Annotated in this window: 22 protein-coding genes and 1 riboswitch; of the genes, 6 read left to right on the forward strand and 16 right to left on the reverse strand. The window is 70.5% G+C overall.

Annotated elements, in window-relative coordinates:
* Positions 1-8: 8 nt before the first annotated feature.
* The 4 genes from AB0C82_RS13040 to ribD are packed head-to-tail and all read right to left on the reverse strand — an operon-like array spanning position 9 to position 3,666.
* A complete protein-coding gene (locus tag AB0C82_RS13040) occupies positions 9-1,307 on the reverse strand; it encodes a bifunctional 3,4-dihydroxy-2-butanone-4-phosphate synthase/GTP cyclohydrolase II (RefSeq protein WP_362839993.1) in 1,299 nt (432 codons plus the stop codon).
* A complete protein-coding gene (locus AB0C82_RS13045; protein ID WP_362839996.1) occupies positions 1,304-1,948 on the reverse strand; it encodes a nicotinamide mononucleotide transporter family protein in 645 nt (214 codons plus the stop codon). The genes AB0C82_RS13040 and AB0C82_RS13045 overlap by 4 nt, the downstream gene beginning before the upstream one ends.
* Complete coding sequence (locus AB0C82_RS13050) at positions 1,945-2,565, reverse strand: riboflavin synthase (protein ID WP_362839999.1); 621 nt, start codon at positions 2,563-2,565, stop codon at positions 1,945-1,947. The genes AB0C82_RS13045 and AB0C82_RS13050 overlap by 4 nt, the downstream gene beginning before the upstream one ends.
* Complete coding sequence (gene ribD / locus AB0C82_RS13055; protein WP_362840002.1) at positions 2,566-3,666, reverse strand: bifunctional diaminohydroxyphosphoribosylaminopyrimidine deaminase/5-amino-6-(5-phosphoribosylamino)uracil reductase RibD; 1,101 nt, start codon at positions 3,664-3,666, stop codon at positions 2,566-2,568.
* 157 nt (positions 3,667-3,823) lie between these two features.
* Positions 3,824-3,954, reverse strand: a riboswitch (FMN riboswitch).
* Between the two features lie 264 nt (positions 3,955-4,218).
* On the opposite strand from ribD, the gene AB0C82_RS13060 reads away from it, so the two are divergent.
* Positions 4,219-6,573, forward strand: coding sequence for a glycosyl hydrolase family 18 protein (locus tag AB0C82_RS13060; RefSeq protein ID WP_362840005.1), 2,355 nt, complete (start codon positions 4,219-4,221; stop codon positions 6,571-6,573).
* A gap of 121 nt (positions 6,574-6,694) precedes the next feature.
* Here AB0C82_RS13060 and AB0C82_RS13065 read toward each other — a convergent pair whose 3' ends face one another.
* Entirely contained in the window at positions 6,695-7,891 is a 1,197-nt protein-coding gene (locus AB0C82_RS13065) for an ROK family transcriptional regulator (RefSeq protein WP_362840008.1), read from the reverse strand.
* 138 nt (positions 7,892-8,029) lie between these two features.
* Between AB0C82_RS13065 and AB0C82_RS13070 the strand changes: the two genes are divergently transcribed.
* The 4 genes from AB0C82_RS13070 to AB0C82_RS13085 all read left to right on the forward strand — a co-directional run bounded on the left by AB0C82_RS13070 (position 8,030) and on the right by AB0C82_RS13085 (position 12,743).
* Complete coding sequence (locus AB0C82_RS13070) at positions 8,030-9,265, forward strand: MFS transporter (RefSeq protein ID WP_362840011.1); 1,236 nt, start codon at positions 8,030-8,032, stop codon at positions 9,263-9,265.
* 146 nt (positions 9,266-9,411) lie between these two features.
* Positions 9,412-10,806, forward strand: coding sequence for a solute carrier family 23 protein (locus AB0C82_RS13075; protein WP_362840013.1), 1,395 nt, complete (start codon positions 9,412-9,414; stop codon positions 10,804-10,806).
* A gap of 124 nt (positions 10,807-10,930) precedes the next feature.
* Complete coding sequence (locus tag AB0C82_RS13080) at positions 10,931-11,647, forward strand: DUF5995 family protein (protein ID WP_362840016.1); 717 nt, start codon at positions 10,931-10,933, stop codon at positions 11,645-11,647.
* Positions 11,648-11,708: 61 nt separating this feature from the next.
* Positions 11,709-12,743 carry a hydroxyacid dehydrogenase gene (locus AB0C82_RS13085; protein WP_362840019.1) on the forward strand — a complete coding sequence of 345 codons (1,035 nt, stop codon included), beginning with the start codon at positions 11,709-11,711 and terminating at the stop codon, positions 12,741-12,743.
* Positions 12,744-12,777: 34 nt separating this feature from the next.
* On the opposite strand, the gene AB0C82_RS13090 is transcribed toward AB0C82_RS13085, so the two are convergent.
* The 5 genes from AB0C82_RS13090 to AB0C82_RS13110 form a co-directional block, all read right to left on the reverse strand.
* The gene (locus AB0C82_RS13090) at positions 12,778-14,469 is read right to left on the reverse strand and encodes an NAD(P)/FAD-dependent oxidoreductase (RefSeq protein ID WP_362840022.1); all 1,692 of its coding nucleotides are present in this window, start codon (positions 14,467-14,469) and stop codon (positions 12,778-12,780) included.
* Positions 14,470-14,529: 60 nt separating this feature from the next.
* The gene (locus AB0C82_RS13095) at positions 14,530-15,327 is read right to left on the reverse strand and encodes a carbon-nitrogen hydrolase family protein (protein ID WP_362840024.1); all 798 of its coding nucleotides are present in this window, start codon (positions 15,325-15,327) and stop codon (positions 14,530-14,532) included.
* Between the two features lie 205 nt (positions 15,328-15,532).
* Positions 15,533-15,991: an Lrp/AsnC family transcriptional regulator gene (locus AB0C82_RS13100; RefSeq protein WP_362840962.1), complete on the reverse strand. Its 459-nt coding sequence runs from the start codon at positions 15,989-15,991 to the stop codon at positions 15,533-15,535.
* Positions 15,992-16,101: 110 nt separating this feature from the next.
* Positions 16,102-17,559 carry an aldehyde dehydrogenase family protein gene (locus tag AB0C82_RS13105; RefSeq protein ID WP_362840027.1) on the reverse strand — a complete coding sequence of 486 codons (1,458 nt, stop codon included), beginning with the start codon at positions 17,557-17,559 and terminating at the stop codon, positions 16,102-16,104.
* Between the two features lie 179 nt (positions 17,560-17,738).
* Entirely contained in the window at positions 17,739-19,205 is a 1,467-nt protein-coding gene (locus AB0C82_RS13110) for a GuaB1 family IMP dehydrogenase-related protein (RefSeq protein WP_362840030.1), read from the reverse strand.
* Between the two features lie 296 nt (positions 19,206-19,501).
* Between AB0C82_RS13110 and AB0C82_RS13115 the strand changes: the two genes are divergently transcribed.
* Entirely contained in the window at positions 19,502-20,560 is a 1,059-nt protein-coding gene (locus AB0C82_RS13115; RefSeq protein WP_362840033.1) for a terpene cyclase, read from the forward strand.
* Between the two features lie 55 nt (positions 20,561-20,615).
* Here the strand turns inward: AB0C82_RS13115 and AB0C82_RS13120 are convergent, their stop codons facing one another.
* The 6 genes from AB0C82_RS13120 to AB0C82_RS13145 all read right to left on the reverse strand — a co-directional run bounded on the left by AB0C82_RS13120 (position 20,616) and on the right by AB0C82_RS13145 (position 26,920).
* Positions 20,616-21,611: a sugar-binding domain-containing protein gene (locus AB0C82_RS13120; protein WP_328909029.1), complete on the reverse strand. Its 996-nt coding sequence runs from the start codon at positions 21,609-21,611 to the stop codon at positions 20,616-20,618.
* Between the two features lie 133 nt (positions 21,612-21,744).
* The gene (gene rpe, locus AB0C82_RS13125) at positions 21,745-22,428 is read right to left on the reverse strand and encodes a ribulose-phosphate 3-epimerase (RefSeq protein ID WP_362840036.1); all 684 of its coding nucleotides are present in this window, start codon (positions 22,426-22,428) and stop codon (positions 21,745-21,747) included.
* A 608-nt stretch (positions 22,429-23,036) separates the two neighbouring features.
* Entirely contained in the window at positions 23,037-24,500 is a 1,464-nt protein-coding gene (locus AB0C82_RS13130) for an NAD(P)/FAD-dependent oxidoreductase (RefSeq protein ID WP_362840039.1), read from the reverse strand.
* Positions 24,500-24,790 carry a (2Fe-2S)-binding protein gene (locus AB0C82_RS13135; protein ID WP_362840042.1) on the reverse strand — a complete coding sequence of 97 codons (291 nt, stop codon included), beginning with the start codon at positions 24,788-24,790 and terminating at the stop codon, positions 24,500-24,502. Before AB0C82_RS13135 ends, AB0C82_RS13130 begins: the two co-directional genes overlap by 1 nt.
* Complete coding sequence (locus AB0C82_RS13140) at positions 24,787-25,989, reverse strand: FAD-binding oxidoreductase (RefSeq protein WP_362840045.1); 1,203 nt, start codon at positions 25,987-25,989, stop codon at positions 24,787-24,789. The genes AB0C82_RS13135 and AB0C82_RS13140 overlap by 4 nt, the downstream gene beginning before the upstream one ends.
* Positions 25,982-26,920, reverse strand: coding sequence for a dihydrodipicolinate synthase family protein (locus tag AB0C82_RS13145; protein WP_362840048.1), 939 nt, complete (start codon positions 26,918-26,920; stop codon positions 25,982-25,984). Before AB0C82_RS13145 ends, AB0C82_RS13140 begins: the two co-directional genes overlap by 8 nt.
* Positions 26,921-26,964 lie beyond the last annotated feature (44 nt).

Below are 26,964 nucleotides of genomic sequence, written 5' to 3' on the forward strand. Positions count from 1 at the left end.
CGTGATCGTTACTGGTTGCCGCAGGTCGACGCGGGAACCGCGTCGAGCCAGGGCAGGTCGTGCCCCATCCGGTCGCGCTTGGTGCGCAGATACCGCAGGTTGTGCTCGCCGGCCTGGACGGGCATGGGCTCGCGGCCGGTCACCACCAGTCCGTGGCGCAGGAGCGCCGCGGTCTTGTCGGGGTTGTTGGTCATCAGCCGGACGCTGTGGACGCCGAGGTCCAGCAGCATCTGGGCGCCCGCGGCGTAGTCCCGCGCGTCGGCGGGCAGGCCGAGTTCCAGGTTGGCGTCGAGGGTGTCGACGCCCTGCTCCTGGAGCTCGTACGCACGCAGCTTGGAGAGCAGTCCGATGCCCCTGCCCTCGTGGCCGCGCAGATAGACGACGACGCCGCGGCCCTCCCGGGTGACGCGTTCCATGGAGGCGTGCAGCTGAGGGCCGCAGTCGCAGCGCTGGGACTGGAAGATGTCGCCGGTCAGGCACTCGGAGTGGACCCTGACCAGGACGTCGTCGCCGTCACCGATGTCGCCGTGGACGAGGGCCACGTGCTCGACGCCGTCGATGATCGAGCGGTAGCCGTACGCGGTGAACTCGCCGAACGTGGTGGGCAGCTGGACCTCGGCCTCGCGGCGGACCGTCGGCTCGGCGCTGCGGCGGTAGGCGATCAGGTCCTCGATGGAGATGATCGTGAGGCCGTGCTTGCGGGCGAACGGGACCAGTTCGGGCAGGCGCAGCATGACGCCGTCCTCGCCCGCGATCTCCACGATGGCACCGGCGGGCCGCAGCCCGGCGAGGCGGGCCAGGTCGACGGCGGCCTCGGTGTGGCCGTTGCGTACGAGGACGCCGCCGGAGCGGGCGCGGAGCGGGAAGATGTGGCCGGGGCGGACGAAGTCGCCTGGGCCCGCACTGCCCGCCGCCAGCATCCGGAGCGTGGTCGCGCGGTCCGCGGCGGAGATTCCGGTGGTCACGCCGTGCGCGGCGGAGGCGTCCACGGAGACGGTGAAGGCGGTCTTCATCGACTCGGTGTTGTCGTCGACCATCTGGGGCAGGTTGAGCCGTTCCAGCTCGTCGCTCTCCATGGGCGCGCAGATCAGTCCGCGGCACTCGCTCATCATGAAGGCGACGATCTCGGGGGTGGCCTTCTCGGCTGCGATGACGAGGTCGCCCTCGTTCTCGCGGTCCTCGTCGTCGACGACCACGACGGGGCGTCCGGCGGCGATATCGCGGATGGCCTGCTCGACGGGGTCGAGCGACAGGTCGACGACGTGGCCGCCGTGTTCGGGGTGGAACCAGGTGGGCTGGGCAGTCATGCCGTGGCTCCTTCCAGAGCGGGTGTCCGCGTACGCAGCCACCAGTCGCGCATACCCCACAGGACGAGGGCGCCGTAGACGACGTAGATGAGACCGGAGAAGGCGAGACCGCTGTGGAAGTTCAGCGGTACGCCGACGAGGTCGACGAGCAGCCAGGCGAACCAGAACTCGACCATGCCGCGGGCCTGGGCGAGCATCGCGACGAGGGTGCCGGCGAAGATGTAGGCGTCGGCCCACGGGCTCCAGGAGAGCGAGGGGAACGCGGTGAAGAGGCTGCCGACGGCGAGCGTGCCGAGTGCGGCGCCGCCGATGAGGTAGCCGCGTTCGCGCCAGGTGGCGAAGCGGATGGCGATGGAGCCGTCCTGCGCCTGCTGCCTGCCGCGGGTCCACTGCTGCCATCCCCAGACGGCGACCGCGACGACGATCACCTGTTTCCCGACGCTGCCCGCCTGCTGTACGGAGACGTTGGCGGCGATGAGGACGAGGCCGGAGAGGAGCTGGGCGGGCCAGGTCCACACGGAGCGGAGCCAGCCCAGGGTGAGGGCGGCCAGACCGATCGTGTTGCCGATCAGGTCGGACCAGATGATGTCCTGGTCCAGGACGGTGAACGCATCCGAGTTCAGCCAGGTCAGGGCACTCACTTCACCGGCTCCTCGGGCTCCTGGGCCGCGCGGTCGCCGAGCAGGCGCTCGACGTACTTGGCGATGACGTCCACCTCGAGGTTGACCGGGTCGCCGGCCTGCTTGAGGCCGAGCGTGGTCAGCGCGAGAGTGGTGGGGATGAGGCTGATGGTGAAGAAGTCGGGTCCGGCCTCGACGACGGTCAGGCTCACGCCGTCGACGGTGATCGAGCCCTTCTCCACCACGTAGCGCGTCAGGTCCGCGGGCAGGGAGATCTTGACGATCTCCCAGTTCTCGGAGACCTCGCGGTCGATGATGCGGCCCGTGCCGTCGACGTGTCCCTGGACGATGTGCCCGCCGAGCCTGCCGCCCAGTGCCATGGGGCGCTCCAGGTTGACCCGGGAGCCCGCCGCGAGGGCGCCGAGGCTGGAGCGGTTCAGGGTCTCCGCCATCACGTCGGCGGTGAACTCGTGCTCGCCCAGGTCCACGACGGTGAGGCAGACGCCGTTGACGGCGATCGAGTCGCCGTGCTTGGCGCCTTCGGTCACGACAGGACCACGCAGCCGGAAGCGGGAGGCGTCGTCGAGTTCCTCGACGGCGGTGACTTCGCCCAGTTCTTCGACAATTCCGGTGAACACTCAGTTTCCCTTCCGAGCAGGGACGGGGACGGCGGTGATGCGCAGATCGGGGCCGATACGTTCGGTCTCGGTCACATCCAGCCGCAACGCCCGGGAGATGGTGGAGATTCCGGCGTCGGCGAGGGCTGCGGGGCCCGCGCCGAGGAGAACCGGAGCGAGATAGCCGACGACCTTGTCGACCGATCCCGCGGCGACGAAGGCACCGGCCAGGACCGGCCCGCCTTCGAGGAGTACGGAGCGGATGTCGCGGGCGTGCAGCGCGCCGAGCAGGGCGCCGATGTCGAGCCCTCTGCCCGTGGCGGCGCGGGGCAGCCGGAGCACGGTATCCGCGGGGAGGTGAGCCGTGCCGGCGTCCTGCGCGACCGCGATCAGGGTGGGGGCGGTGCCGTCGAGGACACGGGCGCCGGGCCGCACGGCGGTGGCTTCGGTGTCGACGACCACCCTCAGCGGCTGGCGTGCGCCCTCGATCCCGCGTACGCCGAGCTGCGGGTCGTCGGTGCGGGCGGTGCCCGACCCGACGATCACGGCGTCGGCCTCGGCGCGCAGCCGGTGCACGTCCGCGCGGGCCTCGGGGGAGGTGATCCAGCGGCTGGTGGCGTCGGCGGCCGCGATCCGGCCGTCGAGGGTGGCGGCGTACTTCCAGAGGACGTACGGGCGGCCGAGGCGCACGGAGGTGAGCCAGGCGGCGTTGCCCGCCTCCGCCTCGTCGGCGAGGAGGCCCTGCGTGGTCTCGACCCCCGCCGCACGGAGGGTGTCCGCACCGCCGGTGGCCTGGGGGTTCGGGTCCCCGACCGCGTAGACGACCCGGCTCACACCGGCCTCGGTGAGCGCCTGGGCGCAAGGGCCGGTCCGGCCGGTGTGGTTGCAGGGTTCGAGGGTCACGTAGGCGGTGCCGCCACGGGCACGCCCGCCGGCCGCGCGCAGGGCGTGGATCTCGGCATGGGGACCGCCGGCCCGCTGGTGGAAGCCTTCGCCTGCCGGTTCCCCGGCGGCGTCGAGAATGACGCATCCGACGACCGGGTTCGGGCTGGTGGAGCCGAGACCGCGCGCTGCGAGCGTGATCGCTCGCCGCATGGCGGTGATGTCGGCTGCGGTGTCCACCGGGTCCTCCTGCCTCTTCGGGCACGGACTCCGGGGCTGTCGATGACGACAGATGAAGCGGAACGCAACAGGGAACGCCGAAACCGAGGAAACGGACGCGGGTCACCGGGAGATCCCGGAACGCATCCGCCGACGGCGGCGTACCTGTGACGGCCCGCCGCGCACTGCCTCCCATCCGGACTTTCACCGTCGGTCCAGGAATCTCACCTGGTCAACCGGCCGCTGGATGCGGACGGGTCGCGGACTATAACCGCCGGTTCGGAATTACACCGACCCCGGAGTGCGCTGCTGCTGGTACAGGACCAGTCTGCCACGGCCGCCCGTCGGCCATACGGGCGAGTGCCTGTGTGCTGACTCACAGGAAGCCGTGAGGGGGGTACGCACCGTGACAGTCATGGGCAGATGGTCCAGACCTATTGACTCACTGGTCTAGTCCTCTTAATCTCTGCGTCACCTCCGAGGTCCGGTCCGGGTGTGCGCACTCCCTGACCCCAACACGACCAATCCCCCTTGCCAGTTGTGTTCTGCCGACCTCCCCAGGAGGAACGACAAATGCTGTCCCCCACTCGTGCGAGAGCCACCCTCTTCGCAGCAGGCGCGGCCGTCGCCGGGCTGCTGATGGGTGGCCTCGCCGCCGCGCCGTCGGCCGCCGCCGACCAGGAGTCCTGTCGCCCGGACGGACTGTACGAAACACCCGGCGTGGACGTCCCCTACTGCTCCGTCTACGACAGTGACGGCCGCGAGAAGATGGGCGCCGACCACCAGCGGCGCGTCATCGGTTACTTCACCAGCTGGCGCACCGGCAAGGACGGCAAGGCCGCCTACCTCGCGTCGGACATCCCCTGGGACAAGGTCACCCATCTCAACTACGCCTTCGCGCACATCGACGGCGAGAACAAGATCTCCGTCGGCTCCGACAGCCCGCAGAACGCCTCCACCGGAATGACGTGGCCGGGCGTGGCGGGAGCCGAGATGGACCCCGCGCTCCCCTACAAGGGCCATTTCAACCTGCTGAGCAAGTTCAAGAAGCAGCATCCGAACGTGAAGACACTGGTGTCCGTGGGCGGCTGGGCCGAGACCGGCGGGTACTTCGCCGACAACGGCGACCGGGTCGGCTCCGGCGGCTTCTACTCGATGGCGACCAACGCCGACGGCTCGGTCAACCAGGCCGGCATCAACACCTTCGCCGACTCGACCGTCGCCTTCATCAAGAAGTACGGCTTCAACGGCGTCGACATCGACTACGAGTACCCGACGACGATGAAGGACGCGGGCAACCCGCTGGACCACACCCTCGCCAACGCGCGCAGGGCCGGTCTCGTCAAGGGCTACGCCGCGCTGATGAAGACCCTGCGCGAGAAGCTCGACCGGGCCGCGGCGGCCGACGGCAAGCACTACCTGCTGACCGTGGCAGCGCCGTCGTCCGGCTACCTGCTGCGCGGCATGGAGACCTTCCAGGTCCAGAAGTACCTGGACTACGTCAACATCATGTCGTACGACCTGCACGGCGCCTGGAACGAGTACGTCGGCCCGAACGCCTCGCTGTTCGACGACGGCAAGGACGCCGAACTCGCCCAGGCGGGGGTGTACTCCACCTCGCAGTACGGCGGCGTCGGCTACCTCAACACCGACTGGGCGTACCACTACTTCCGCGGTTCGATGCCGGCCGGCCGTATCAACATCGGTCTGCCGTACTACACCCGCGGCTTCAAGAACGTGCAGGGCGGTACGGACGGGATGTGGGGCAAGGCGCCCACGACCGAGTGCCCGGCCGGGGCCGGTCTGACCAAGTGCGGTGACGGAGCCGTCGGCATCGACAACCTCTGGCACGACCTGGACACCAACGGCAAGGAGGCACCGGCCGGTTCGAACCCGATGTGGCACGCGAAGAACCTGGAGAAGGGCGTCGTCGGCGACTACGTCACCCGGTACGGATTCCCCGCCGGCACGAAGCTGACCGGCACCTACGCCCGCAAGTACGACTCGACGCTCGTCGCGCCGTGGCTGTGGAACGCCGAGAAGAAGGTCTTCCTCTCCACCGAGGACGAGCAGTCGGTCGCCGCGAAGGCGGACTACGTCGTCGACCGCGGAATCGGCGGCACGATGATCTGGGAGCTCGCGGGCGACTACGCGTACGACTCCGCCAAGGGGCAGTACGGACCGGGCTCCACGCTCACCTCCACGATGTACGAGAAGTTCAGATCGGCCACGCCCTACGGCGCGAAGCGGTCCACGATCGAGCTGCCCGCCCAGGCGCTGGACATCGACGTGGCCTTCGAGCAGTTCCCGCTCGGCGACTCCAACTACCCCATCGGCCCGAAGCTGAAGATCACCAACAACACCAGGACCACCCTGCCCGGCGGTACGGAGTTCCGGTTCGACTACGCCACGTCGGCGCCCGGCAACGCCAAGGACCAGTCGGGCTTCGGGACGACGGTCATCCGCAGCGACCACACCGCCGCGAACAACATCGGCGGACTCAAGGGGGACTACAACCGCGTCTCGCTGAAGCTGCCGGCCTGGCAGACGCTGGCACCAGGTGCCTCGGTACAGCTCGACTTCGTCTACTACCTGCCCACGTCGACGCCGTCGAACTGGACGGTGACCTTCGGGGGGACGTCGTACTCGCTGGCGGGTGATCTGGCACGGGGCACGACCGTGGTGGAGCCCGGCACGGGCACCAGCCCTTCGCCGGACCCGTCGGCCACTCCCCCGACCACCCCTCCCACCACGCCTCCGGCGGGCGGCAGTTGCTCCGCGCCGGCCTGGAGCTCGACCGCGGAGTACGGCTCGGGTACGACCGTCAGCCACGCATCCCACCAGTGGAAGTCCAAGTGGTGGACGAAGGGCGAGACGCCCGGCACCACCGGTGAGTGGGGTGTCTGGCAGGACCTCGGGGCCTGCTGAGCACCGAACACGAGACCGCCGTGCGGTGACCGGAACGCCCCCGGTCACCGCACGGCCATGTCCGGGCCCGCTCGCGGCCTGGAGCGTCAGCCGCCCGGAGCGAACAGCCCGGCCGGAAGCGTCAGCCGCCCTGAGCGAACAGCGCGTCCTGGGCCGCCTCGCGGGCCGCGACCAGGGCCCCGCGCAGCACCGCGGCCCCGCCGAGCGCGCCCGCCCTGACCTCGGTGGGCAGCGGCGACAGCCTGGCCAGCCGTTCCTCGACCCGTGCGGCCAGTGCGGCTCCGCCCGCGTGGCCCACCTCGCCCGCCAGGACCACGCAGCCCGGATCGAGCACCGACACCACTGCGGCGGCGCCCAGCGCGACCCGGTCGGCGAGCGCGTCCAGGAAGGCGTCGCCGTTCGCGGCCCCCGCGAGGGCGGCGCGGACCGCGTGAACCGCCGCGGGGTTCTGCTCACGACCCCGCGTACCGGCCGGCGCGTCGGCCGGTACGCCGTACCCGGCGGCCAGCTCACAGACCGCGGCCGAGCCGGCCAGCGAGTGGAACCCGCCGTCGCAGCTGACCGCCGACGGCACGCCCTTGGTCCACGGGACGGGCAGGAAGCCGATCTCGCCCGCGCCGCCCGAAGCTCCGCGGCGCAGCTTGCCGTCCAGCATGACGGCGGCCCCGATGCCGTGGCCGAGCCACAGCAGGACGAAGGTGTCGCGGTCCCGGGCCGCGCCGACGCGCTGCTCCGCGACGGCCGCGAGGTTGGTCTCGTTCTCCACGAGCACCGTGGCGGGCAGCCGCTGCTGGAGGGCGGCGACGAGCCCCCGGTGCCAGGCGGGCAGACCCGTGGTGTCGCGGAGTTCCCCGGTGGCCGGGTCGATCAGGCCGGGGGCGCCGACGCCGACGCTGTGCAGGGGGGCCGGGCCCGCCTTGCGCGCCGTGCGCTCCAGGAGCCCGACGGCCTGCTCGATGGCCGCCGCGGTGCCGGTTCCGCCGTCGATGGGCAGGGTGTCCTCGGCGAGCGTCACCCCGAGGAGGTCCGCGACGACGACGGCGACGCTGTCGGTGCGCACGTCCAGGGCCGCGAGATGGGCCCGGTCGGCGACGATCCCGTACAGCCGGGCGTTGGGCCCGCGGCGCTCGGCACCGCTCTCGCCGACCACCCGGATGAGCCCGGCCCCCTGGAGGCGCTCGACGAGGTCGGCCACCGTGGGGCGGGAGAGACCGGTGAGTGTCTTGAGCTGCGTCGCCGTCAAGGGGCCGTCCCGCTGGAGCAGTTCCAGGGCGAGCCGGTCGTTGATGGCCCGGGCGGTGCTCGGTGAGGCGGGCATGCCGCGATCCTTCCAGATCCTGCCGCACGGGTCGCCATCTATTTATCAGGCAGGGTTCCTGATAGTTTACAGCCCGCGTTGTGGAGACGGCCCCCGGGACCCCGGCGGGCCACGCATCCCAGGGGAGGGCACGGCGGTATGACAACGGATCCCGGCAGCATGGTCTTCGACAAGGAGCGGGTGAGGCGGGCCCGCATCGCGGTCGCCGCGGTCTTCACCGTGCACGGAGCGGTGACCGGCAGCTTCGCCACCCGGGTGCCGTGGATTCAGGACCACGCCTCGGTGAGCGCGGGGCAGCTCGGCCTCGCCCTCGCCTTCCCCGCCATCGGCGCCTCCCTCTCCATGCCGCTGGCGGGCCGGATCAGTCACCGCTTCGGTGCCAGGACCGCGCTGCGCGGCCTGCTGGTGCTGTGGACACTGGCGCTGATCCTGCCCGCTCTCGCCCCGAACCTCGTGACGCTCTGCGCGGCGCTCTTCGTGTACGGGGCGACGGCCGGCATGTCGGACGTGGCGATGAACGCGCTCGGCGTCGAGGTGGAGAACCGGCTCGACAAGTCGATCATGTCGGGGCTGCACGGGATGTGGAGCGTCGGCGCCCTGATCGGCTCGGCGGCGGGCACGGTCGCCGCCCATCTGGGCACCGACGCGAGACTGCACCACACCATCGCCGCGCTCGCCCTGACGGCACTCGGCCTGATCGCCTGCCAGGGGGTGCTCGACCTGCGCAGCGAGGCGGACGAGGAGCCGCCGCCGCGCTTCACGCTGCCGCCGAAGTCGGCGCTGATCATCGGTGCGGTGGGCTTCTGCGCGGTGTTCGCGGAGGGGGCCAGCCTCGACTGGTCGGCTGTCTACCTCAGGGACATCATGGGCAGCTCCGCCGGGCTGGCGGCGGCGTCGACGACGGCGTTCGCGCTGACGATGGCGGTGGCCAGGATCGCCGGTGACAAGGTCGTGGACCGCTTCGGCGCCGTCAGGACGGTCCGGGCCGGCGGCGTACTGGCGACGGTGGGCGGGCTCCTCGTGGTGGTGGCACCCGACGCGGCCCTGGCGCTGTGCGGCTTCGGACTGCTCGGCCTCGGGGTCGCGGTGGTCGTCCCGCTGGCGTTCGCCGCCGCGGGGCGCAGCGGTCCCAACCCGAGCCAGGCCATCGCGGGCGTCGCCACCATCACGTACACCTCGGGGCTCATCGCACCCTCCATGATCGGCTCGCTGGCGGAGGCGACCTCGCTGGTCGTGTCGTTCGGCCTGGTGACGGTGCTGGCCTTCGGCCTGGTGCTGGGCGCGGGTGTACTTCGCGGTGCCGACCGCGTCTCCACGGGCGGCGGCGCCCAGGACCCGTCGCCGGCGAAGGCAGGGACCGGAACCGCGGCCTGAGCCCGGCCGCGGCGGGCGGGGCTGCCGGGGCACTGCGCGAGTGCGGCGGACCGCGGCACTAGCATGGCGCTGATCTTTTCCGCGGGAGAACACTCCGCACGGGATATACGCGGTGAACACTCCGCACGGACACACAGGGAGCGACCATGGGCGGCCTCGGCGTGCGCTGGACCTTGCACGGCGACGGGAAGACCCCCGAACCCGGGGCCGTGGTGCGGCCGGACGAGCGGCTCTCCTGGCCCCGCACGTTCGGACTGGGCGCCCAGCACGTGGTCGCCATGTTCGGCGCCTCGTTCGTCGCTCCGGTGCTTATGGGCCTGGACCCCAACCTCGCCATCATGATGTCGGGTGTCGCCACAGTGATCTTCCTGCTGGCGACGAAGGGGCGGGTGCCCAGCTATCTCGGCTGTTCGCTCTCCTTCGTCGGCGTCGCCGCGACGATCCGGGCGAGCGGCGGCAGCAGCGCGACCGTCACGGGCGCGGTCCTGGTGGTGGGCACGGTGCTGTTCCTGGTGGGTCTCGCGGTGCAGCGGTTCGGCGCGCGGATCATCCACGCGGCGATGCCTCCCGTGGTGACCGGCGCGGTCGTCATGTTGATCGGTTTCAACCTGGCGCCCGTCACGGCCTCTACGTACTGGCCGCAGGATCAGTGGACGGCGCTTCTGGTGATGCTGTTCACCGGCCTGGCCGTGGTCTGTCTGCGGGGGTTCTTCTCCCGGATCGCGATCTTCCTCGGTCTGATTTTCGGTTACCTGCTGTCCTGGGCACTCGACGCCGTCTTCGGCAAGATCCACTCCCCGGCGGGCGGCGCGGAGGCGACCGACCACTGGCGGCTGGACCTCTCCGCCGTCTCGCAGGCCGACTGGATCGGGCTGCCGTCCTTCCACGCCCCGAGTTTCGAGTGGTCCGCGATACTGGTGGCCCTGCCGGTCGTGATCGCGCTGGTCGCGGAGAACGCCGGCCATGTGAAGGCCGTCGGCGAGATGACCGGCGACTCGCTCGATGACAAGCTGGGCACGGCCATCGCGGCCGACGGCGCCGCCTCCATGCTCTCCACCGCGGTGGGCGGTCCGCCGAACACCACGTACTCCGAGAACATCGGCGTGATGGCCGCGACGCGCGTCTACTCCACCGCCGCGTACTGGGCCGCCGCGTTCTTCGCTCTGCTCTTCGGCCTCTGCCCCAAGTTCGGTGCGGTCGTCGCCGCGATCCCCGGCGGTGTGCTCGGCGGAATCACCGTCATCCTGTACGGCATGATCGGCCTCCTCGGCGCCCAGATCTGGACGAACGCGAAGGTCGACCTCCGCAACCCGCTCAACCTCGTGCCGGCCGCCGCGGGCATCATCATCGGCGTCGGCGGGGTCAGCCTGAAGATCACCGACAATTTCGAACTGAGCGGTATCGCGCTGGGCACCATCGTCGTGATCACCGGCTACCACGTCCTGCGTGCCTTCGCACCGGCCCACCTGAGGACCCAGGAACCACTGCTGGACGCGGGCACCTCCACGTACGACGAGGAGATGCCGCCCGCGAAGAGCTGAGGCGGCGCCGGGACCCGACGGCCAGGGGTCCGGCCCTCAGGGCGTACGAACGGATCTTCGCCCGTTCCGATGAACCCCCGGCCCGTCGCCGTCGCGGCGGCCCCAGGGCTGGGACGCTGCCCGCATGGCGCAGTCCGAGCAGTACGCAGACACCGCGGGGCAGTACGCGGACCCACCGGCCCCCGGCATCACGGCCGTGGGCGCCCCCGCGGCGGGCGGGCGGATGCGTGCCTTCCGGCCGCGCCGACCGCCGCACGACGGCGTCGCCGTCTTCGACGACGTCTACCTCGCGGTTTCCGGGACCTTCGGCCGGCGGAGCACGTACGGGAGCGATCCCGGCGCGCTGGACTCGCTGCTCGCCGAGCGCTATCTGGCGGTGGCCGACAGCGCCGCGGCGGGTCTGCGGCTTCCCGCGTGCTGGCGGCCGCTGTTCCAGTACCGGCGCCATCCCGGCGTACTGCCCGCGCAGTTCGCCCTCGCGGGCCTCAACGCCCACGTCGGCCACGACCTCGCGCTCGCCGTGGTGGACGCCTGCCATGCGCGCGGATGCGCTCCGTCCGGCCTGGAGGAGGAGTTCGACCAGGTCGGCGATCTCCTGCTCATGCTGGAGGAACGCGTGCTGGAGGACCTGGAGGCGGGGCCCGAACCGCCGGCGGTCACGGACCCGCTCACGCATCTGATGGAGTCCTGGAGCCTGGAACGGGCCCGCGAGGCGGCCTGGTCGGCGGCGAGGGTGCTGTGGGAACTGCGCGAATTCCCCGTCCTGGCAGCGGAGTTCCGGGAGCGGATGGACGCGGGGGCGGGGCTGGTGGGGCGCTGTCTGCTCACGCCGTGCCGCTGAGCCGCTCCCCTCCGCTCTACCCTGGGGCCGACCGACGACGCCTTCCCTGCGGAGCACCTCGATGTCCAGCTCTCCTGACGCCCGTCCCGCCCCCTCCGGCCGCCCCCGGGTGGTCGTCTCGGTACCGCCGGAACTGCGCGCTCAGTTCTTCACCCCCGAGGTCTGGCGGGAGCTGGAGCGGGCGGCGGAACTGATCGTCCTCGACGAGCACCGTGACCGGGCGGCACTGCTGCGGGCGCTTCCCGGCGCCCGGGCGCTCATCACCTCCTGGCGCAGCCCCAGGGCGGACAAGGAACTCCTCGACGTCGCGGAGGCGTTGGAGCTCATCGCGCACACCGGCTCCGCCGTCGCCCCCTACGTCACCGAGGACGTCTTCCGTCGCTCGGTGCTGGTCACGCAGGCCGGGGACGAGATGGCCGGGCCGGTCGCCGAGGTGGCGCTCGCCTTCACACTCGCCCTGCTGCACCGCATCCAGCGCTTCGACCACGCGCTGCGCGGCGGCGCGGAGTGGGCGGACGCGAGCCAGGCGCCGCCCCGCCACGAGATCCGCGGCAGCGAGATCGGGGTGATCGGGGCTTCCCGCACCGGCCGGGCCTACATCGCGATGGTGCGGGCGATGGGGGCGCGGGTGAGCGTCAGCGACCCGTTCCTGTCCGAGGAGGAGGCCGCGGTGCTCGGCGTGCGGTCCGTCTCCCTGGACACGCTGTTCTCCCGGAGCAGGATCGTGGCCGTGCACGCGCCGGTCACCGAGGCGACCCACCGCATGATCGGCGCCGAGCAGCTGGCCCTGATGCCTGACGGCGCCGGTCTGGTGAACACGGCCAGGTCCTGGCTGGTCGACGAGGACGCCCTGCTGGCGGAGCTCTCGTCCGGCCGGCTGGACGCCGCCGTCGACGTGTTCGACGCCGAGCCCCTGCCCGTCGCTCACCCGTTCCGCACGCTGCCCAACGTGCTGCTCACGCCGCACCAGGCGGCGGGCAGCGTCGAGTGCCGTGAGCGGCTCGGCGCGAGCGCCGTGGACGAGGTGCTGCGACTGCTGTCCGGGCGCCCTCCGGCCCACGCTGTCGGGATCGACTCGCTCACCCGCCTGCGCTGAGCCGCTCCCCCGCGCCCCCGGGTCACGCCCGCTCTCAGTCCTCCGGAAGCTCGACCGGGCTGATCTCGTCGAAGACGTCGCCGGGGCCGGGGTTCGTCGCGTCCGTCGCGCCCCCGAACTGGGTCATCACACCCCACACGGCGTTGAGCGCGGTCTGCACGGCGCCCTCGGCCCAGCCTGCCGTCCAGGAGATGTCGTCCCCCGCGAGGAAGACGCCCCGCTTGTCGGCGGGCAGCCGGTCCTGCATGAAGTGGGTGAACAGCCGCCGCTGGTAACGGTAGTGGCCCGGGAGGTTGGCCTTGAACGCGCCCATGAAGTAGGGCTCGTTCTCCCAGGAGACGGTGACCGGGTTGCCGATGATGTGCTTGCGGATGTCCACGTTCGGATAGATCTCGCCGAGCGACTTCAGCATCACGTCCATGCGCTCGTTCGGGGAGAGCGGCAGCCACTTCAGGCTGTCGTCGCACCAGGTGTACGAGAGGCAGATGACGGCAGGCTTGTCGGGCCCCTCGTCCAGGAGGTACGTCCCCCGGGTCATCCGGTCGGTGAGCGTCATCGACATGGTGTCGCGGCCGGTGATCTCGTCCTTGTCCAGCCAGAACGGCCGGTCGACGGGAACGAACAGCTTGGACGACTCCATGTAGTGGGTGCGCTCCATCGCCGTCCAGTGGTCGATCGGGAAGAGCGCGTCGTCACAGGCGATCTTGGAGAGCAGCAGCCAGGACTGCGCGGTGAAGATCGCGGCACGGTACGTACGGATGTCGCCGCTCGCGTCGGTGACGGTGATCTTGTTGCCCGCGGTGCGGTTCAGCCGGGTCACGGCCGGGCGCGGCTCGCCGTTGTGCAGGGAGGCGAGCGACGTGCCGAGCGGCCAGTGGACGATCTTCTGCGGCTCACGGTCCCACAGGCGCAGCGGCAGCTGCTGGCTGCCGCCCACGATTCCGCGGTGGTGGTCGTCCGCCTCGCTGTAGACGACGCGCAGGATCTCCAGGATGGAGTTGGGGAAGTCGGTGTCCCAGCCGCCCGTACCGAAGCCGACCTGGCCGAAGATCTCACGGTGCCGGAAGGACTTGAAGGCCTCGGAGTCGCAGAGGAAGCCGTAGAAGGTCTGGTTGTCGAACTTCTCGACGAGCTTCGCCCAGATCTCGCGGATACGCGGGACGTCGCGCTCGCGCATCGCGCGGTTCATGTCGGAGAAGTCGGCGCCCTCCTCCAGGCAGGCGTTCCAGGCGTCCATCACATCGCGGTAGACCTGGGGCAGGTCGGCGATGGTCTCCGCGTAGTGCGACTCGCCCTTGAGGTCGACGACGGTTGACGGGGTGGCCGGGGACAGCGGGTTGGGGAACGGCTTGGTCTCCAGGCCCACCAGGTCGATGTAGTGCTGGAGGGCGGTGGAGGACGGCGGGAAGCGCATCGCGCCCATCTCGGCGGTCAGTTCGGGGTCGCAGCCCTCGAAGCCGACCGTACGCAGCCGGCCACCGATCTGGTCCGCCTCGTAGACGACGGGCCTGAGCCCCATCTTCATCAGTTCGTAGGCGGCGATGATCCCGGAGAGCCCGCCGCCGATGACGGCGACCTCGGCACCGTGCTCGGTGGCCGGGATCTGGCCGATGCCCGCCGGGTGGGCGAGGAAGTCGTCGTACGCGTAGGGGAAGTCAGGCCCGAACATGGTGATCGGCGGCTGCGCGTCGGTGTGCTGGACGGCGTTGGGCACCGTGGACGTCATGAGGTGGGGACTCCTTGCGCGAAACAGTGGAACGGGGCGTGGCGGTGGGGGCGCGACGGCTCAGACGAGCGAGCCGTAGAGGCCGGGGCGGCGGTCGCTGAGATACGGGTTGGCGGCGCGCGAGGCGGTCAGCGCCTCGGGGTCGACCTCGCCGATGACGAGCTCCTCGCCACGGCCGGCGCGGACCCGAACGACACCGTCGGGCCCGGCCAGACAGCTCAGCCCGACGAACTCGAACTCGCCTTCCTGACCGGTCCTGTTGACGTACGCCACGTACATCTGGCTCTCGAAGGCCCGTACCGGCACGACGGATTCGGCGACGAACTGGAAGGGGTGCATCTGCGCGGTCGGCACCAGCAGCAGACCGGTGCCCGCGAGGGCGTGCGCCCGGACGTTCTCCGGGAACTCGACGTCGTAGCAGATCAGCAGGCCGATGCGTACGCCGCCGAGTTCCGCCTGCACCACGGGCTGCTCACCGGGGGTGAACCACTCCTGCTCGAAGCAGCCGAAGAGATGGGTCTTGCGGTAGTTCGCGAGCGCGGCCCCGTCCGGCCCGATGAGCTGCGCCGCGTTGAAGATCTGCTCCCCGGAGCGCTCCGGGTAGCCGTAGAGCACCGCGAGCCCGTGGCGTACGGCGATCTCCGCGACGGCCTGGGCCCCGGGGCCGTCGGAGGCCTCGGCCAGCCGGGGGACGGCGTCACCGATGGCGTAGCCGGTCAGGAACATCTCGGGGCAGACGAGCAGCTGCGCCCCGGCTCCGGCGGCACGCCCGGCGGCCTCGTCGAGAACCTTGAGGTTCTCGTCCACGGCACCGGGGCGGCCGGAACTCTGGAGCAGGGCGGTGCGCAACGACGGCATGGCTGACCTCGGACGGTGCGAGCGGGGTGGGGAGACGTATTGACGGTACGGCCCGGCGCTCTCCCCGGACAAGGCGCGACCCTTGCGCCCCACCGACGATCCGTTGCGCCCGCCGACCTCACGACGGCGATTCATTGCGCAGAGCGTCTTCCCAGGTCAGAAGGGTGATCTGGGTCTCACCGCGCGCCGCGCCCCAAGGCCCCGCTCAGGCCGGCGGCGACCCCGCCGAATACCGTCGCAGCAACGGCGACAGCACGAGCACGGACTTCGTCCGCTCCACGTACGGCTCGCCCGCGATCCGCTCCAGCACCTGCTCGAAGTGCCGCATGTCCGCGGCGAAGACCTGCACGATCGCGTCCGCCTCGCCCGTGACCGTCGAGGCCGAGGCCACCTCCGGATACAGCGCGAGCCCCCGCTTGATCGCCTCCGGCGACGTGTTGCGGCTGCAGTAGATCTCGATGAATCCCTCGGTCTCCCAGCCCAGGGCCGCCGGGTCCACCCGTACGGTGAAGCCGGTGATCGCCCCTTCGGCGCGCAGCCGGTCGACACGGCGTTTCACGGCGGGGGCGGACAGCCCGACCAGCGCGCCGATATCGGCGTAGGAGCGCCGGGCGTCTTCGGCGAGGGCGTGGACGATGCGTTCGTCGAGGTCGTTCAGGCGCACTTCGGGCGGTTCACTTCTCTGCGGTACGGGTTCGGGGGCGACGGCAGTGCCGCCGCCCCCGAAGTAGACCATGCGCGCCCGCCCGCGGCGCGCTCACGGCCGCCGACCGGTCAGAACGGGAACCGCGAGCGGCCGTGCTGCACCGATATCCACTTCTGGGTGGTGAAAGCCTCGATCATGGACTCGCCGTTCAGCCGGCCGAGCCCCGACGCCTTCTCGCCGCCGAACGGGACGATGGGCTCGTCGTGGACCGTGCCGTCGTTGATGTGGATCATGCCGGTGTGGATGCGCTGCCCCACGCGTACACCGCGCTCGATGTTGCCGGTGTGCACCGCGCCGCTGAGCCCGTACGGGGTGTCGTTGGCGATCCGTACCGCCTCGTCCTCGCCGTCGAAGGGCACCAGGAGCGCGACGGGACCGAAGATCTCCTGGTGCAGTACGGGTGAGTCGGGGGCGAGCCCGGTCAGTACGGAAGGGCTCACCACGTTGCCGTCGGCCCGGCCGTGCAGCAGCGCGGTCGCCCCGGCCTCGACGGTCTGATCGACCAGCTTGGACACCGCGTCGGCCTGCGAGGAGTTGATCAGCGGGCCGATCTGGGTCGCCGGGTCGGCCGGGTCGCCGACCTGCAGCGAGGCCACCTTGGCGACGAACTTCTCGGTGAACTCCTTCTCCACCGCACGGTCGACCAGGATCCGGTTGGCCGCCATGCAGACCTGGCCCGAGTGGATGTACCGGCTGAAGACGGCGGCGTCGACGGCGTAGTCCACATCGGCGTCGTCGAGCACGATGAGCGCGCTGTTGCCGCCCAGTTCGAGCACGGCGCGCTTCAGGTTCGCCGCGCAGACGGTCGCCACGTGGCGGCCGACCTTGTCCGAGCCTGTGAAGGAGATGACCTGCGGGACCGGGTGCTCAAGCAGCGCGTCGCCGATCTCGGCGATGTCGGTGACCACGACGTTCAGGAGACCGGCGGGCAGACCCGCGTCCTCGAACACCTTGGCCAGCAGGGTGCCGCCGACGATCGGAGTGTTCTGGTGCGGCTTGAGGACCACGGCGTTGCCGAGGGCCAGGGCGGGGGCGACCGACTTCAGCGACAGCAGGAAGGGGAAGTTGAAGGGGCTGATGACACCCACGACACCGACGGGCACCCGGTAGACCCGGTTCTCCTTGCCCTCGGTCGGCGAGGGAAGTATCTGACCGGCGGGGCGGAGCGCCAGCTGAATCGCCTCGCGCAGGAACTCCTTGGCCAGGTGGATCTCGAAGGCGGCCTTGAGCCGGGTGCCGCCCAGCTCCGCGACGATCGCCTCACTGATCTCGGGCTCGCGCTCCTCGACTATCCGCAGCGCCTTCTCCAGCACACCGCGCCGGGTGTACGGGTTGGTGTCCCCCCATGCCGGCTGGGCCCGCTCGGCGGCGCGGTATGCCTGGTCCACCTCGTCGGCCGTGGCGACCGGGATCGACGCGAGCTTCTCCCCGTCGTAAGGGTTGAAGTCGATGATGTCCCACGACCCCTTCCCCGGCCTCCACTCGCCGTCGATGTACTGATGGGCCAGGTCAGTGAAGAAGGACATGAGATCCCTTACCGCAGAGAGGCGGGCAGCTGATTGCGCTTCATGTTACTTAATTTTCAACCGAGTTGAAGCGCCGGAAGAGCGCCACCGAGCCGTACCGGCCACCGGGCCGGCGCACGCGAAAGCCCCTTCCGGCATCGATCACCGGAAGGGGCTCAGCTGTTACGGACGGGGCGGGATCAACTCCAGCTGGCGTGCAGCGGCTTGCCCTCCGCGTAGCCCGCGGCGCTCTGCACACCGACGACGGCCTTCTCCGCGAACTCCTCCAGGGAGGCGGCGCCCGCGTAGGTGCAGGAGGAGCGGACACCGGCGATGATCGAGTCGATCAGGTCCTCGACGCCGGGCTGGGTCGGGTCCAGGAACATGCGCGAGGTGGAGATGCCCTCCTCGAAGAGCGCCTTGCGCGCGCGGTCGTACGCGGACTCCTCGGACGTCCGGTTCTTCACCGCGCGCGCCGACGCCATGCCGAAGGACTCCTTGTAATAGCGCCCGTCGGCGGACTGCTGGAGGTCGCCGGGCGACTCGTACGTACCGGCGAACCAGGAGCCGATCATCACGTTGGACGCGCCCGCGGCGAGCGCCATCGCGACGTCGCGGGGGTGGCGGACACCGCCGTCGGCCCAGACGTGCTTGCCGTACTTCTTCGCCTCGGCGGCGCACTCCAGGACGGCCGAGAACTGGGGCCTGCCCACGCCGGTCATCATCCGGGTGGTGCACATGGCGCCGGGTCCGACACCGACCTTGATGATGTCGGCGCCGGCTTCGATCAGGTCGCGCACACCTTCGGCGGCCACGATGTTCCCGGCGACGATCGGCACGTGCGGGTCGAGCGCCCGGACGGCCCTGACCGCGGCGATCATGGATTCCTGGTGGCCGTGCGCGGTGTCGACGACGAGCGTGTCGGCGCCCGCGTCGAGCAGCTGCTTGGCCTTGCTCGCCACGTCACCGTTGATGCCCACGGCCGCGGCGATGCGGAGCTTGCCCGCCGCGTCGGTGGCGGGGGTGTAAAGAGTCGCGCGCAGTGCGGCCTTACGGGTGAGGATGCCGACGAGCCTGCCGTCCGCGTCCACCGCGGGGGCGAGCTTGCGGTTGGCACCGTCGAGCTTGTTGAAGGCGTCGCGGGGGTCGATGTCCGCGTCCAGCAGGACGAGGTCCTTCGACATGACCTCGGTGAGCTGGGTGAAGCGGTCGACACCGGTCAGGTCGTGCTCGGTGACGACACCGACGGGGCGGTAGTCGTCGTCGATGACGACGCCCGCGCCGTGGGCGCGCTTGTGCAGCAGGGACAGTGCGTCCGCGACGGTCTGACCCGGAGCCAGCACGATCGGGGTGTCCAGCACGAGGTGGCGGGTCTTGACCCAGCTGATGACCTCGGTGACGACCTCGATCGGGATGTCCTGGGGGATGACGACGAGACCACCGCGGCGAGCGATGGTTTCAGCCATGCGGCGACCCGCGATCGCCGTCATGTTGGCGACGACGAGCGGGATGGTGGTGCCTGATCCGTCGGGCGAGGTGAGGTCCACGCCCTGCCGGGACCCGACCGCCGAGCGTCCGGGGACCATGAAGACATCGTCGTAGGTGAGGTCGTACGGGACCGAGGGGGACTCTGTGTAGCGACCGGTGCCCGGCTCTAGAAAACGCATAACACTCATTTTTTCATACGAAACGGTGCAGGTCGTTTCCACGAAGACACAGCAAAAGCCCCCCGCTTTCATCTGTTCCTCCAAGGAGGAGGTCGGGAGGGCCGGGCAAGTGCAACCTGCCTTACCCAGGGACTCTACCCGAACGGGATTCGAACCATTCGTGATCACCATCCCTGGACCCGGTGACTGGGGGTCAGGTAGCTTCAAAGCCGCAGGTCCCGAGGTAACCCCAGCGCCGACGATCGATAACCGGAACACCTGTCACGCGTTTGACCGGAGAGGATGCAGATCCGCCCGTGGAGAGCGAACTGCCTGACATCTACTGCCCGTTCCCCCAGCGCACCAGTCCGCACGTCGGGCAGACCCGTGAGCACCTCGACACGTGGACACGCCGGACCGGCCTCGTGCACAGGCCCTCCGCGAGAACCAGATTCGAACAAGCCGACTTCGGCTCCTTCGTCGGCATGGTCTACCCGACGGCCGGCGGCGAGCACCTCGACCTGGTGGCCGACTGGTTCGTCTGGCTGTTCCTCGTCGACGACCAGCTCGACGACGGCCAGCTCGGCCGCGATCCCGAGCGGGTACGGGGCGTGGTCGCCCGGATGCTCGCCGTCATCGACGGCATGGACACCGCCCCCGTCCCGGACGCTGAGCTTCCGGCCGCCGTCATCGCCCTGGAGGATCTGTGGGCGCGGACGGTCCCCGGAAGGGCCGCGCACTGGCGCAGACGGTTCGCCTGGCACCTCACCACCTATCTGACGACGGCCACCAGCTGGGAGGCGGGCAACCGGGCCGACGGTGTGGTGCCGTCCGAGGAGACGTACATCGCCAAGCGGCGGCACACCGGCGCGATCCACGTCTGCATGGACCTGATAGAGATCGTGGCCGGCATCGAGGCACCGGAGTCGATCCACAACGACCCCCGCTTCATCACCGCGCTTGAGGCCTCGTGCAACGTGGTGTGCTGGGCGAATGACGTCTACTCCTTCGAGAAGGAGCAGGTCCTCGGCGAGATCCACAACCTCGTCCATCTGGTCCGCCACCACCGGGGCTACGGGGAACAGCAGGCCATCGACCACGTCTGTGCCCGGATAGCCACCGAGACCGAGCGGTTCCTCACGGCTGAGGACGAGCTGCTGGAGATGTATCCGCAGCTGGCCGGGATGCTGGTCCCGTACCTGGACGGGATGCGGAGCTGGATGCGCGGAAATCTGGACTGGTCCCGGCTCACGCCCCGCTACAACCCGGCGGACGTCAGTCAGTACGAGGAACCGGAGGAGTATCTGGAGGCGACGGTTCTGGGCTTCTCCCCGGAGCGCGCCGCGGAGGGTGTGAGCGACGCCCGGAAGGGCTGAGCGACGACGAAGGCCGGGCGCGCCGCGCCCGGCCTCACGTCTGTCCGCCCGCTGTTCAGACGCTGTCCGGGTCCGCGCGCTCCAGCGCCGGACGGGGTCCGGGGGCCGACTCGGTCAGCAGGAAGTCCGCGGCGGCCGTGTCCGTCACCAGGCTGGTGACCAGGCCGGAGCGCAGGACCGCGCCGATCGCCGCCGCCTTGCGCTGGCCGCCCGCGATCGCCACCACCTCGGGGATCCGGCGCAGCCGGTCCGCCTCCACGGTGATGCAGCGCTCGCCGAGGTCGCGTCCGACCCTGCGCCCCTCGGTGTCGAAGAGGTGCGCGGACATCTCGGCAGCGACGCCGAGCGAGGCGTAGTGCGCGCGCTCCTCGTCCGAGAGCATGTCGTGGACGGTGGAGATGCCCGGCTCCCAGGAACCGATGGAGACCGCGGCGACCGTCACCTTGTCGAAGTACTCGAAGGCGCGGGCGATGCCCGTCTGGTGCCGGAGCGCGGCGGCCGTCGCCGGGTCCGGGAGCAGCATCGGCGCGTAGATCGGGTGGGCCTCGCCGCCGGACACCTGGGCCGCGCGGCGGACCGCCTCGACCGAGCCGCGCTCGGCCGTCCCCGCGTCGTACACACCGGTGAGCTGCACGACCGTGCACGGCGGGAGCCGGTCGAGGGCCGCCGCCATGTGAATGGTGGACCGGCCCCAGGCCAGGCCCAGGACGTCGCCCTCGTTCACCAGCTCACCGAGAAGGTCGGCCGCGACCTCGCCCAGGTTCTCCGGGTCGGGGGCGTCCTCCTGCTCCTCGGCCGGGGATTCGACCACGACCGCGTGGCGGAGCCCGTAGCGGGCTCTGAGCGCGTCGGAGCGCTCCGCGTCCAGCTCGGCCGGCACCCGGATCTCGATACGTACGAGATCACGCTCAAGGGCTGTCTCCAGGACCCTGGCCACCTTGAAGCGGCTGACGCCGAACTCCTCGGCGATCTGGATCTTCGACTTTCCCTCAAGGTAGAACCGGCGGGCCATGGCCGCCGCCTGCACCAGCTCCGCGGGTCCCATCCGCATGGCTGACCGACCCGCCGAGATGCCAGACACCGCGATCTCCTCACTGCTGTTCACACGCTCGATACGCCGTTCATCCTGTCAGATCCGGCGATCCTTGATCAGCCACGTCGGGCCGCGTTCATCTGCCCTTGGTTCAGTGGTCGCACGCCCAGGAGGCGGCGGCCGTGGCCGCCTCCGCCCGGGCCCTCAGTCCCCGCACCGCCTCGGCCGGATCCCCGGCCCCGTACACCGCCGAGCCCGCGACGAACACGTCGGCGCCGGCCTCGGCACACCGCTCGATGGTGGTGGCGGAGACTCCCCCGTCCACCTGGAGCCAGAGTTCGAGACCGTGCTTGGAGATCAGCTCACGGGTGCGGCGGATCTTCGGCAGCATGATGTCGAGGAACGACTGGCCGCCGAAGCCCGGCTCCACCGTCATGATCAGCAGCATGTCGAGCTCGGGGAGGAGGTCCTCGTACGGCTCGATGGGCGTCGCGGGCTTGAGCGCCATCGAGGCGCGCGCCCCCTTCGCCCTGATCTCCCTCGCCAGCCGCACCGGCGCCGCCGCCGCCTCCACGTGGAAGGTGACGGAACCGGCGCCCGCCTCGACGTACTGCGGTGCCCAGCGGTCCGCGTCCTCGATCATCAGATGGCAGTCCAGCGGGGTGTCCGTCGCCTTGCTCAGGGCCTCCACGATCGGCACGCCGAGCGTCAGGTTGGGCACAAAGTGGTTGTCCATGACATCGACATGGAGCCAGTCGGCGCCTTCGACGGCCTTCGCCTCCTCGGCGAGACGCGCGAAGTCGGCGGACAGGATGCTGGGGTTGATCTGGGCCATGCCCCCAGCCTGCCACGTTCCGCGCCACTTCCCCGCCTCGGTACGTACCAAAGCCTCACGCGAACATCACAGTTCACGCATTCCCGGCTTTTCGCCGCTGTTTTGCCGCCTGTTCAGGCCGTACGCGGCCTGCGCTTCTACGGCGAAACGGGCACGGGGCGGCCGCCGGGCGAGCGCCGCCGGGCGGCCGTGACTCCGCGGCCGGGGACCCGTTCGGCTTCGACATGCACTCCGGTCCGCCTGACGGACCTGGGACTCCGCCTGTCCTGAACTCTGTGGAGGCCGGGGCGCGCCACCCCCTCGGCCTCCACAGATGTCGGCCCGCTCCCGGATTCCCCCACTCGCTTCTGCTGTGGAGGGGACCTCACATCAGGGCGCCCAACTCCCTTTCCGGCGGACCGTGCACACCCCCTTGACGACAGGCAACCACTGCTTCGAAGGCGAGCGGACTCGGGGACGAGCCGGGTACGTGACCCCGCCGTCCGAGCTTCCACACCGCCGACAACGACCTGTTGTCGCAACCGGTGCTGGTCCCGGAGGGGGCAGCGACGTCACGTACCGGGCGATGGGTCGCGGCCACGAGATGTCCAACGGCCGTGGCATACCGGTCATGGACGAAGGGGACCCGTTCCGTCCGATGCGGATTGCTCGGCGGCCGAGTCGAGGCCTCGGAGGTCCCCGACGGGCACAGGTTTGATCGGCAGGTGGGCGGAGAAGCGTCCGCCGAGCCCGATCGGCTGGTCGCGTGCGGACGCAAGGACCGTGCCGACGCCGCTCTCGCAGTAGCGTCCCTGGCAGGGGCCCATGCCTGTGCGGCAGGAGAGCTTGACGGCGTTGACGTTGCTGACGAACGGCGACGATTCGAGGAAGTCGTCGATTGCGCCGCGTGTGACCAGTTCGCATCGGCAGATGGTGGTTTCTCGCGTCGCGAGGTCTCCGAGTGCCTCGCGAACTGGTTCGAACATCCGTTGCACCACGGTTGAGAATCGTGTCGCTTTTCGGATGCCGCGTTCCGCTTCGGCGAACTTTGCGGAGGGCACGGGGCGGCCGAGGTCGGCGGCGATCCCGAGACCCGCGAGAGCACCCTCGGCGCAGGACCGGTCGGCTCCGGCGACGCCCGTGGGCTCGCCGGCGACGAACACTCCGGGGACGGATGTCCGCAGTCGTTCGTCGTGTTCGACCACCCAGCCGCCCCGTGGCGAGTCGAACGCGAGCTCGCATCCGATCTGGCGGGCGAGTTCCGTCGACGCGGAGAAGCCGTACCCGAGCACGAGGTGCGATGCCGCGACCTCGCGGGGCGCGCCCGTCACCCTCCACTGCCGGTCGACCCGGGCGAGTTCGATGCCGGAGACGTGTTCTGTGCCGTGGGCGGCCGTCACGATGGTCCGGGGCGAGACCCGGACACCCTTGCGTACCAGCCGCGCCACGATCGCGCCGGTCTCCGCGAGCATCCGCAGATGACCGGGTACGGCGCCGAGGGCGCGGAGCATGTCCGTCGGCGTCGGGATGCTCTGAGCGAACGCGACCTCGCGCACCGGAACGCCGTCGCGGACGAGCAGGTCGGCCACGAGCAGCAGCAGCGGATGTGCCCCGGCCAGCACAACGTCGCCGACGGGTGCGATCCTCTGCGCCTTGACGAGGGTCTGGACACCGCCGGCAGTCATGACACCGGGCAGAGTCCAGCCCGGGAAGGCGACGGGGAGGTCGTAGGCGCCGGTGGCGATCAGCAGCCGCCGCGCGCCGATCACGCGGGTGCCGTGTTCCGGGTGGTTGATCGCCACACACAGATCGCCCGGCTCCGCGTCGTCGTGCAGCACACCGATCGCCGACCAGCCGAACTCCGTCGTCAGTCGCGGGTCTTCCTCGAACCGCCGGATGAGCTCGGTGGCCCAGCCGTAGCCGGCGGTGGGATGCAGGACGCTTCCGGTGAAGGCCTCGGGCGGTTGACGGAAGATCTGCCCGCCCGCTCGCTGCTGCTCGTCGATGACGACGACCGTCAGACCATGATCGGCCGCGGTGAGAGCTGCCGACATGCCCGCCGGACCCGCTCCGATGATCGCGAGATCGAACATCACAGCCTCCCTGACGTCTCGATGACCATGCCCTCGCGCGCGGGGACCAGGCAGGTGCGGGTCAGCGGCCGGCCGTCGACGGTGGCGGCGCACTCGAAGCACGTCCCCATGTTGCACAGCGGCGCCCGGGGCGCTCCGTTGCGGTCTCGTTCGAACGCGACCCCTCCGGCAAGCATGGCGCCGGCCACCGTCTCGCCCGTACAGGCGCGAACCGGCTCGCCGTCCACACCGATCGTCACGACGTCGCCGCGCTCCTGCGTGGTGCGACGCCAGGCGTCGTCCGGGGTCATGAGGTGCTCCCTTCCGCGAAGCGGGCCGGGTCGTACGGTGCGAGGTCGATATCGGGTGAGCGCCCGGCGATCAGGCCGGTCAGCACCCGCGCGAAGCTCGGCCCGAGAGTGAACGCCGATCCGCCGGTGGCGACGAACACCCCGGGCGCGCCCTTGACCGCGCCGACGAGCGGAAGCTGGTCCGGTGCCACCGTGGTCGTGCCGACCCAACTGCGCACGACGGGGACCCGCTCCAGTGCGGGCACGGTCTTCACGGCCGCCCGTGCGTTGCCGGCGATCGACTGCGGGATCAGCTGGTGCTTGCGGTCGAACGCCGGGGCGCCGTGAGCATCCCTCATCAGTCGTGCCGGCCACCCGCCGCCGATGAGGACCGTGTTGTCGAGCGACTGCTTGAGCGACAGACGCGCGCCTGTGTGCTGAACGAGATGGGGGATGAACTTGGGAATCTTCGAGGTGACGGTCATCGTGAGAGCGAGGGGGACGGTGGGGAGCTCGGAGTCGAAGACCCGGCCGAGCTCCGTCGTCCACACACCGGCGGCGAGCACGACTGCGGCGGTCCGGACGGTGCGGGCCCGTTCGTCCCCCACGCGGTCCGTCTCCCGGAGGGCGACGTCCCATCCGGTCGGCACGCGATGCGCGCCGACCAGGCGGGAGCGTGTGATCACGGTCGCCCCGGCCGCGACGGCCGCGCGGCCGACCGCGGGAGCGGCGATGCGGGCGTCCGCCTTCCCTTCCAGAGGGCTGATGTTGGCTGCGACGATGTCCTGTGAGAGGTACGGTGCGACGCCGTCGAGCTCGGCGCGATCGAGCGTGCGCACATCGAGGCCCCAGGAGCGTTCCAGCTCTGCCTTGAACTCGAGCATCCTGACCTGGTCGGCGTTCTCGGCAACCATGAGCCCGCCTGTCTGGCGCACGCCGAGCGACTCCCCGATCTCGTCCTCCAGGCGCGCCCACATCGCGGCGGCGTCGAGGTGGAGCGGCATCGCCTCCGCGGCGACGCGTGCGGCCTCCACGCCGGCCTCGATCATCCGGTACTCGAGCTGGAAGTGCAGGCTCCCGGCGTTCTGGCCCGAAGCGTGCTGGTTCACCTGATCCTTGTCGACCAGGAGCACATGTGCACCGTCGCGGGCGGCCATCCACGCCGTGAGGCAGCCGAGCAGCCCGCCGCCTACGACAACGACGTCGTACCGCTCAGTCATCGGCGAGGGGGAGCGTGTCGATGCCGAGCTCGTGCAGGGTCACCTCGACGCGGGCGACCTCGTCCGGTGTGAGCTCGAGCAGCGGCGCCCGCACGAATCCCGCGGGGATGCCACGCAGCCGCAGCGCGGTCTTGACGATCGCCTGCTGGTTGCCGAACTGCACGCCGTAGTCGGGACGGAACCACGCGTCCATGTACACGCGGTCCTTCTTGCCCAGCTGGATCGCGCGCTCCCGGTCCCCGGCGTCGACGGCGTTCCAGAAGTCGGCCTGGTCGCGGCCGAGGATGCCGCCCGTTCCCATCAGGCCGTCGCCGTGGCCGAGTATCGCGAGGTCGGCGCCGAGCGCGTTGGTGGGCAGGCCGAAGTACCGCACCTCGCCCTCCAGGGCGTACATCCCGGCGAGGAAGCTCGCGAAGTCTCCCGTCGAGTTCTTGATCGCGACGACGTTCTCGATCTGCGCGAGCTCGGTCAGCAGTTCCACACCCATGTCCACGACGCAGCCGCGCGGCCAGTTGTACACGGTCATCGGGATGTCGGTGGCATCGCTCACCGCCCGGTAGAACGCGACGATCTCCTTCCCGTTGGGCACGATGTAGGGCGGCGGGGTGAGGAGGATGCCGTCGAGGCCCGCCGACTCCGCCGCGCGGGCGTGGGCGATCGCCTCCTTCGGGGTGAACGCGTTGCAGGCGCCGAGGACCGGGAAGGTGCCGCTCCGGTGCTCGGCGCCCGCCGCGAACAGCTCGGCGCGCTCCTTTGCGGACAGGGAGAACCACTCGCCGCTGGTGCCGGCCAGGATCGCGCCCTGGATGCCCTCGTCGACGAGCCAGGCGACCTGCACGTGCAGCGCGTCGATGTCGAGCGAGCCCTCGCGGGTGAACGGTGTGGTGATGGCGGGGATGTAGCCGCGCCAGTCGACTGTGTTGCGATCCATGGGTGCTCCAGTGGCCGGTCGGCCGGTGGTGGTCGTACGGGGGT

Source organism: Streptomyces sp. NPDC048560, assembly GCF_040650955.1.
Classification (GTDB): domain Bacteria; phylum Actinomycetota; class Actinomycetes; order Streptomycetales; family Streptomycetaceae; genus Streptomyces.

What these genes read in the sequence shown, in the direction of transcription:
- AB0C82_RS13110 (WP_362840030.1), bottom strand. Translation starts at nt 19,205, where the DNA reads ATGCGTTTTCTAGAGCCGGGCACCGGTCGCTACACAGAGTCCCCCTCG.
- rpe (WP_362840036.1), bottom strand. Translation starts at nt 22,428, where the DNA reads ATGGCCCAGATCAACCCCAGCATCCTGTCCGCCGACTTCGCGCGTCTC.
- AB0C82_RS13040 (WP_362839993.1), bottom strand. Translation starts at nt 1,307, where the DNA reads ATGACTGCCCAGCCCACCTGGTTCCACCCCGAACACGGCGGCCACGTC.
- AB0C82_RS13075 (WP_362840013.1), top strand. Translation starts at nt 9,412, where the DNA reads ATGGGCGGCCTCGGCGTGCGCTGGACCTTGCACGGCGACGGGAAGACC.
- AB0C82_RS13120 (WP_328909029.1), bottom strand. Translation starts at nt 21,611, where the DNA reads ATGCGGATGGGACCCGCGGAGCTGGTGCAGGCGGCGGCCATGGCCCGC.
- AB0C82_RS13130 (WP_362840039.1), bottom strand. Translation starts at nt 24,500, where the DNA reads ATGTTCGATCTCGCGATCATCGGAGCGGGTCCGGCGGGCATGTCGGCA.
- AB0C82_RS13080 (WP_362840016.1), top strand. Translation starts at nt 10,931, where the DNA reads ATGGCGCAGTCCGAGCAGTACGCAGACACCGCGGGGCAGTACGCGGAC.
- AB0C82_RS13065 (WP_362840008.1), bottom strand. Translation starts at nt 7,891, where the DNA reads ATGCCCGCCTCACCGAGCACCGCCCGGGCCATCAACGACCGGCTCGCC.
- AB0C82_RS13070 (WP_362840011.1), top strand. Translation starts at nt 8,030, where the DNA reads ATGACAACGGATCCCGGCAGCATGGTCTTCGACAAGGAGCGGGTGAGG.
- AB0C82_RS13090 (WP_362840022.1), bottom strand. Translation starts at nt 14,469, where the DNA reads ATGACGTCCACGGTGCCCAACGCCGTCCAGCACACCGACGCGCAGCCG.
- AB0C82_RS13140 (WP_362840045.1), bottom strand. Translation starts at nt 25,989, where the DNA reads ATGACTGAGCGGTACGACGTCGTTGTCGTAGGCGGCGGGCTGCTCGGC.
- AB0C82_RS13135 (WP_362840042.1), bottom strand. Translation starts at nt 24,790, where the DNA reads ATGACCCCGGACGACGCCTGGCGTCGCACCACGCAGGAGCGCGGCGAC.
- AB0C82_RS13060 (WP_362840005.1), top strand. Translation starts at nt 4,219, where the DNA reads ATGCTGTCCCCCACTCGTGCGAGAGCCACCCTCTTCGCAGCAGGCGCG.
- AB0C82_RS13105 (WP_362840027.1), bottom strand. Translation starts at nt 17,559, where the DNA reads ATGTCCTTCTTCACTGACCTGGCCCATCAGTACATCGACGGCGAGTGG.
- AB0C82_RS13145 (WP_362840048.1), bottom strand. Translation starts at nt 26,920, where the DNA reads ATGGATCGCAACACAGTCGACTGGCGCGGCTACATCCCCGCCATCACC.
- AB0C82_RS13085 (WP_362840019.1), top strand. Translation starts at nt 11,709, where the DNA reads ATGTCCAGCTCTCCTGACGCCCGTCCCGCCCCCTCCGGCCGCCCCCGG.
- AB0C82_RS13095 (WP_362840024.1), bottom strand. Translation starts at nt 15,327, where the DNA reads ATGCCGTCGTTGCGCACCGCCCTGCTCCAGAGTTCCGGCCGCCCCGGT.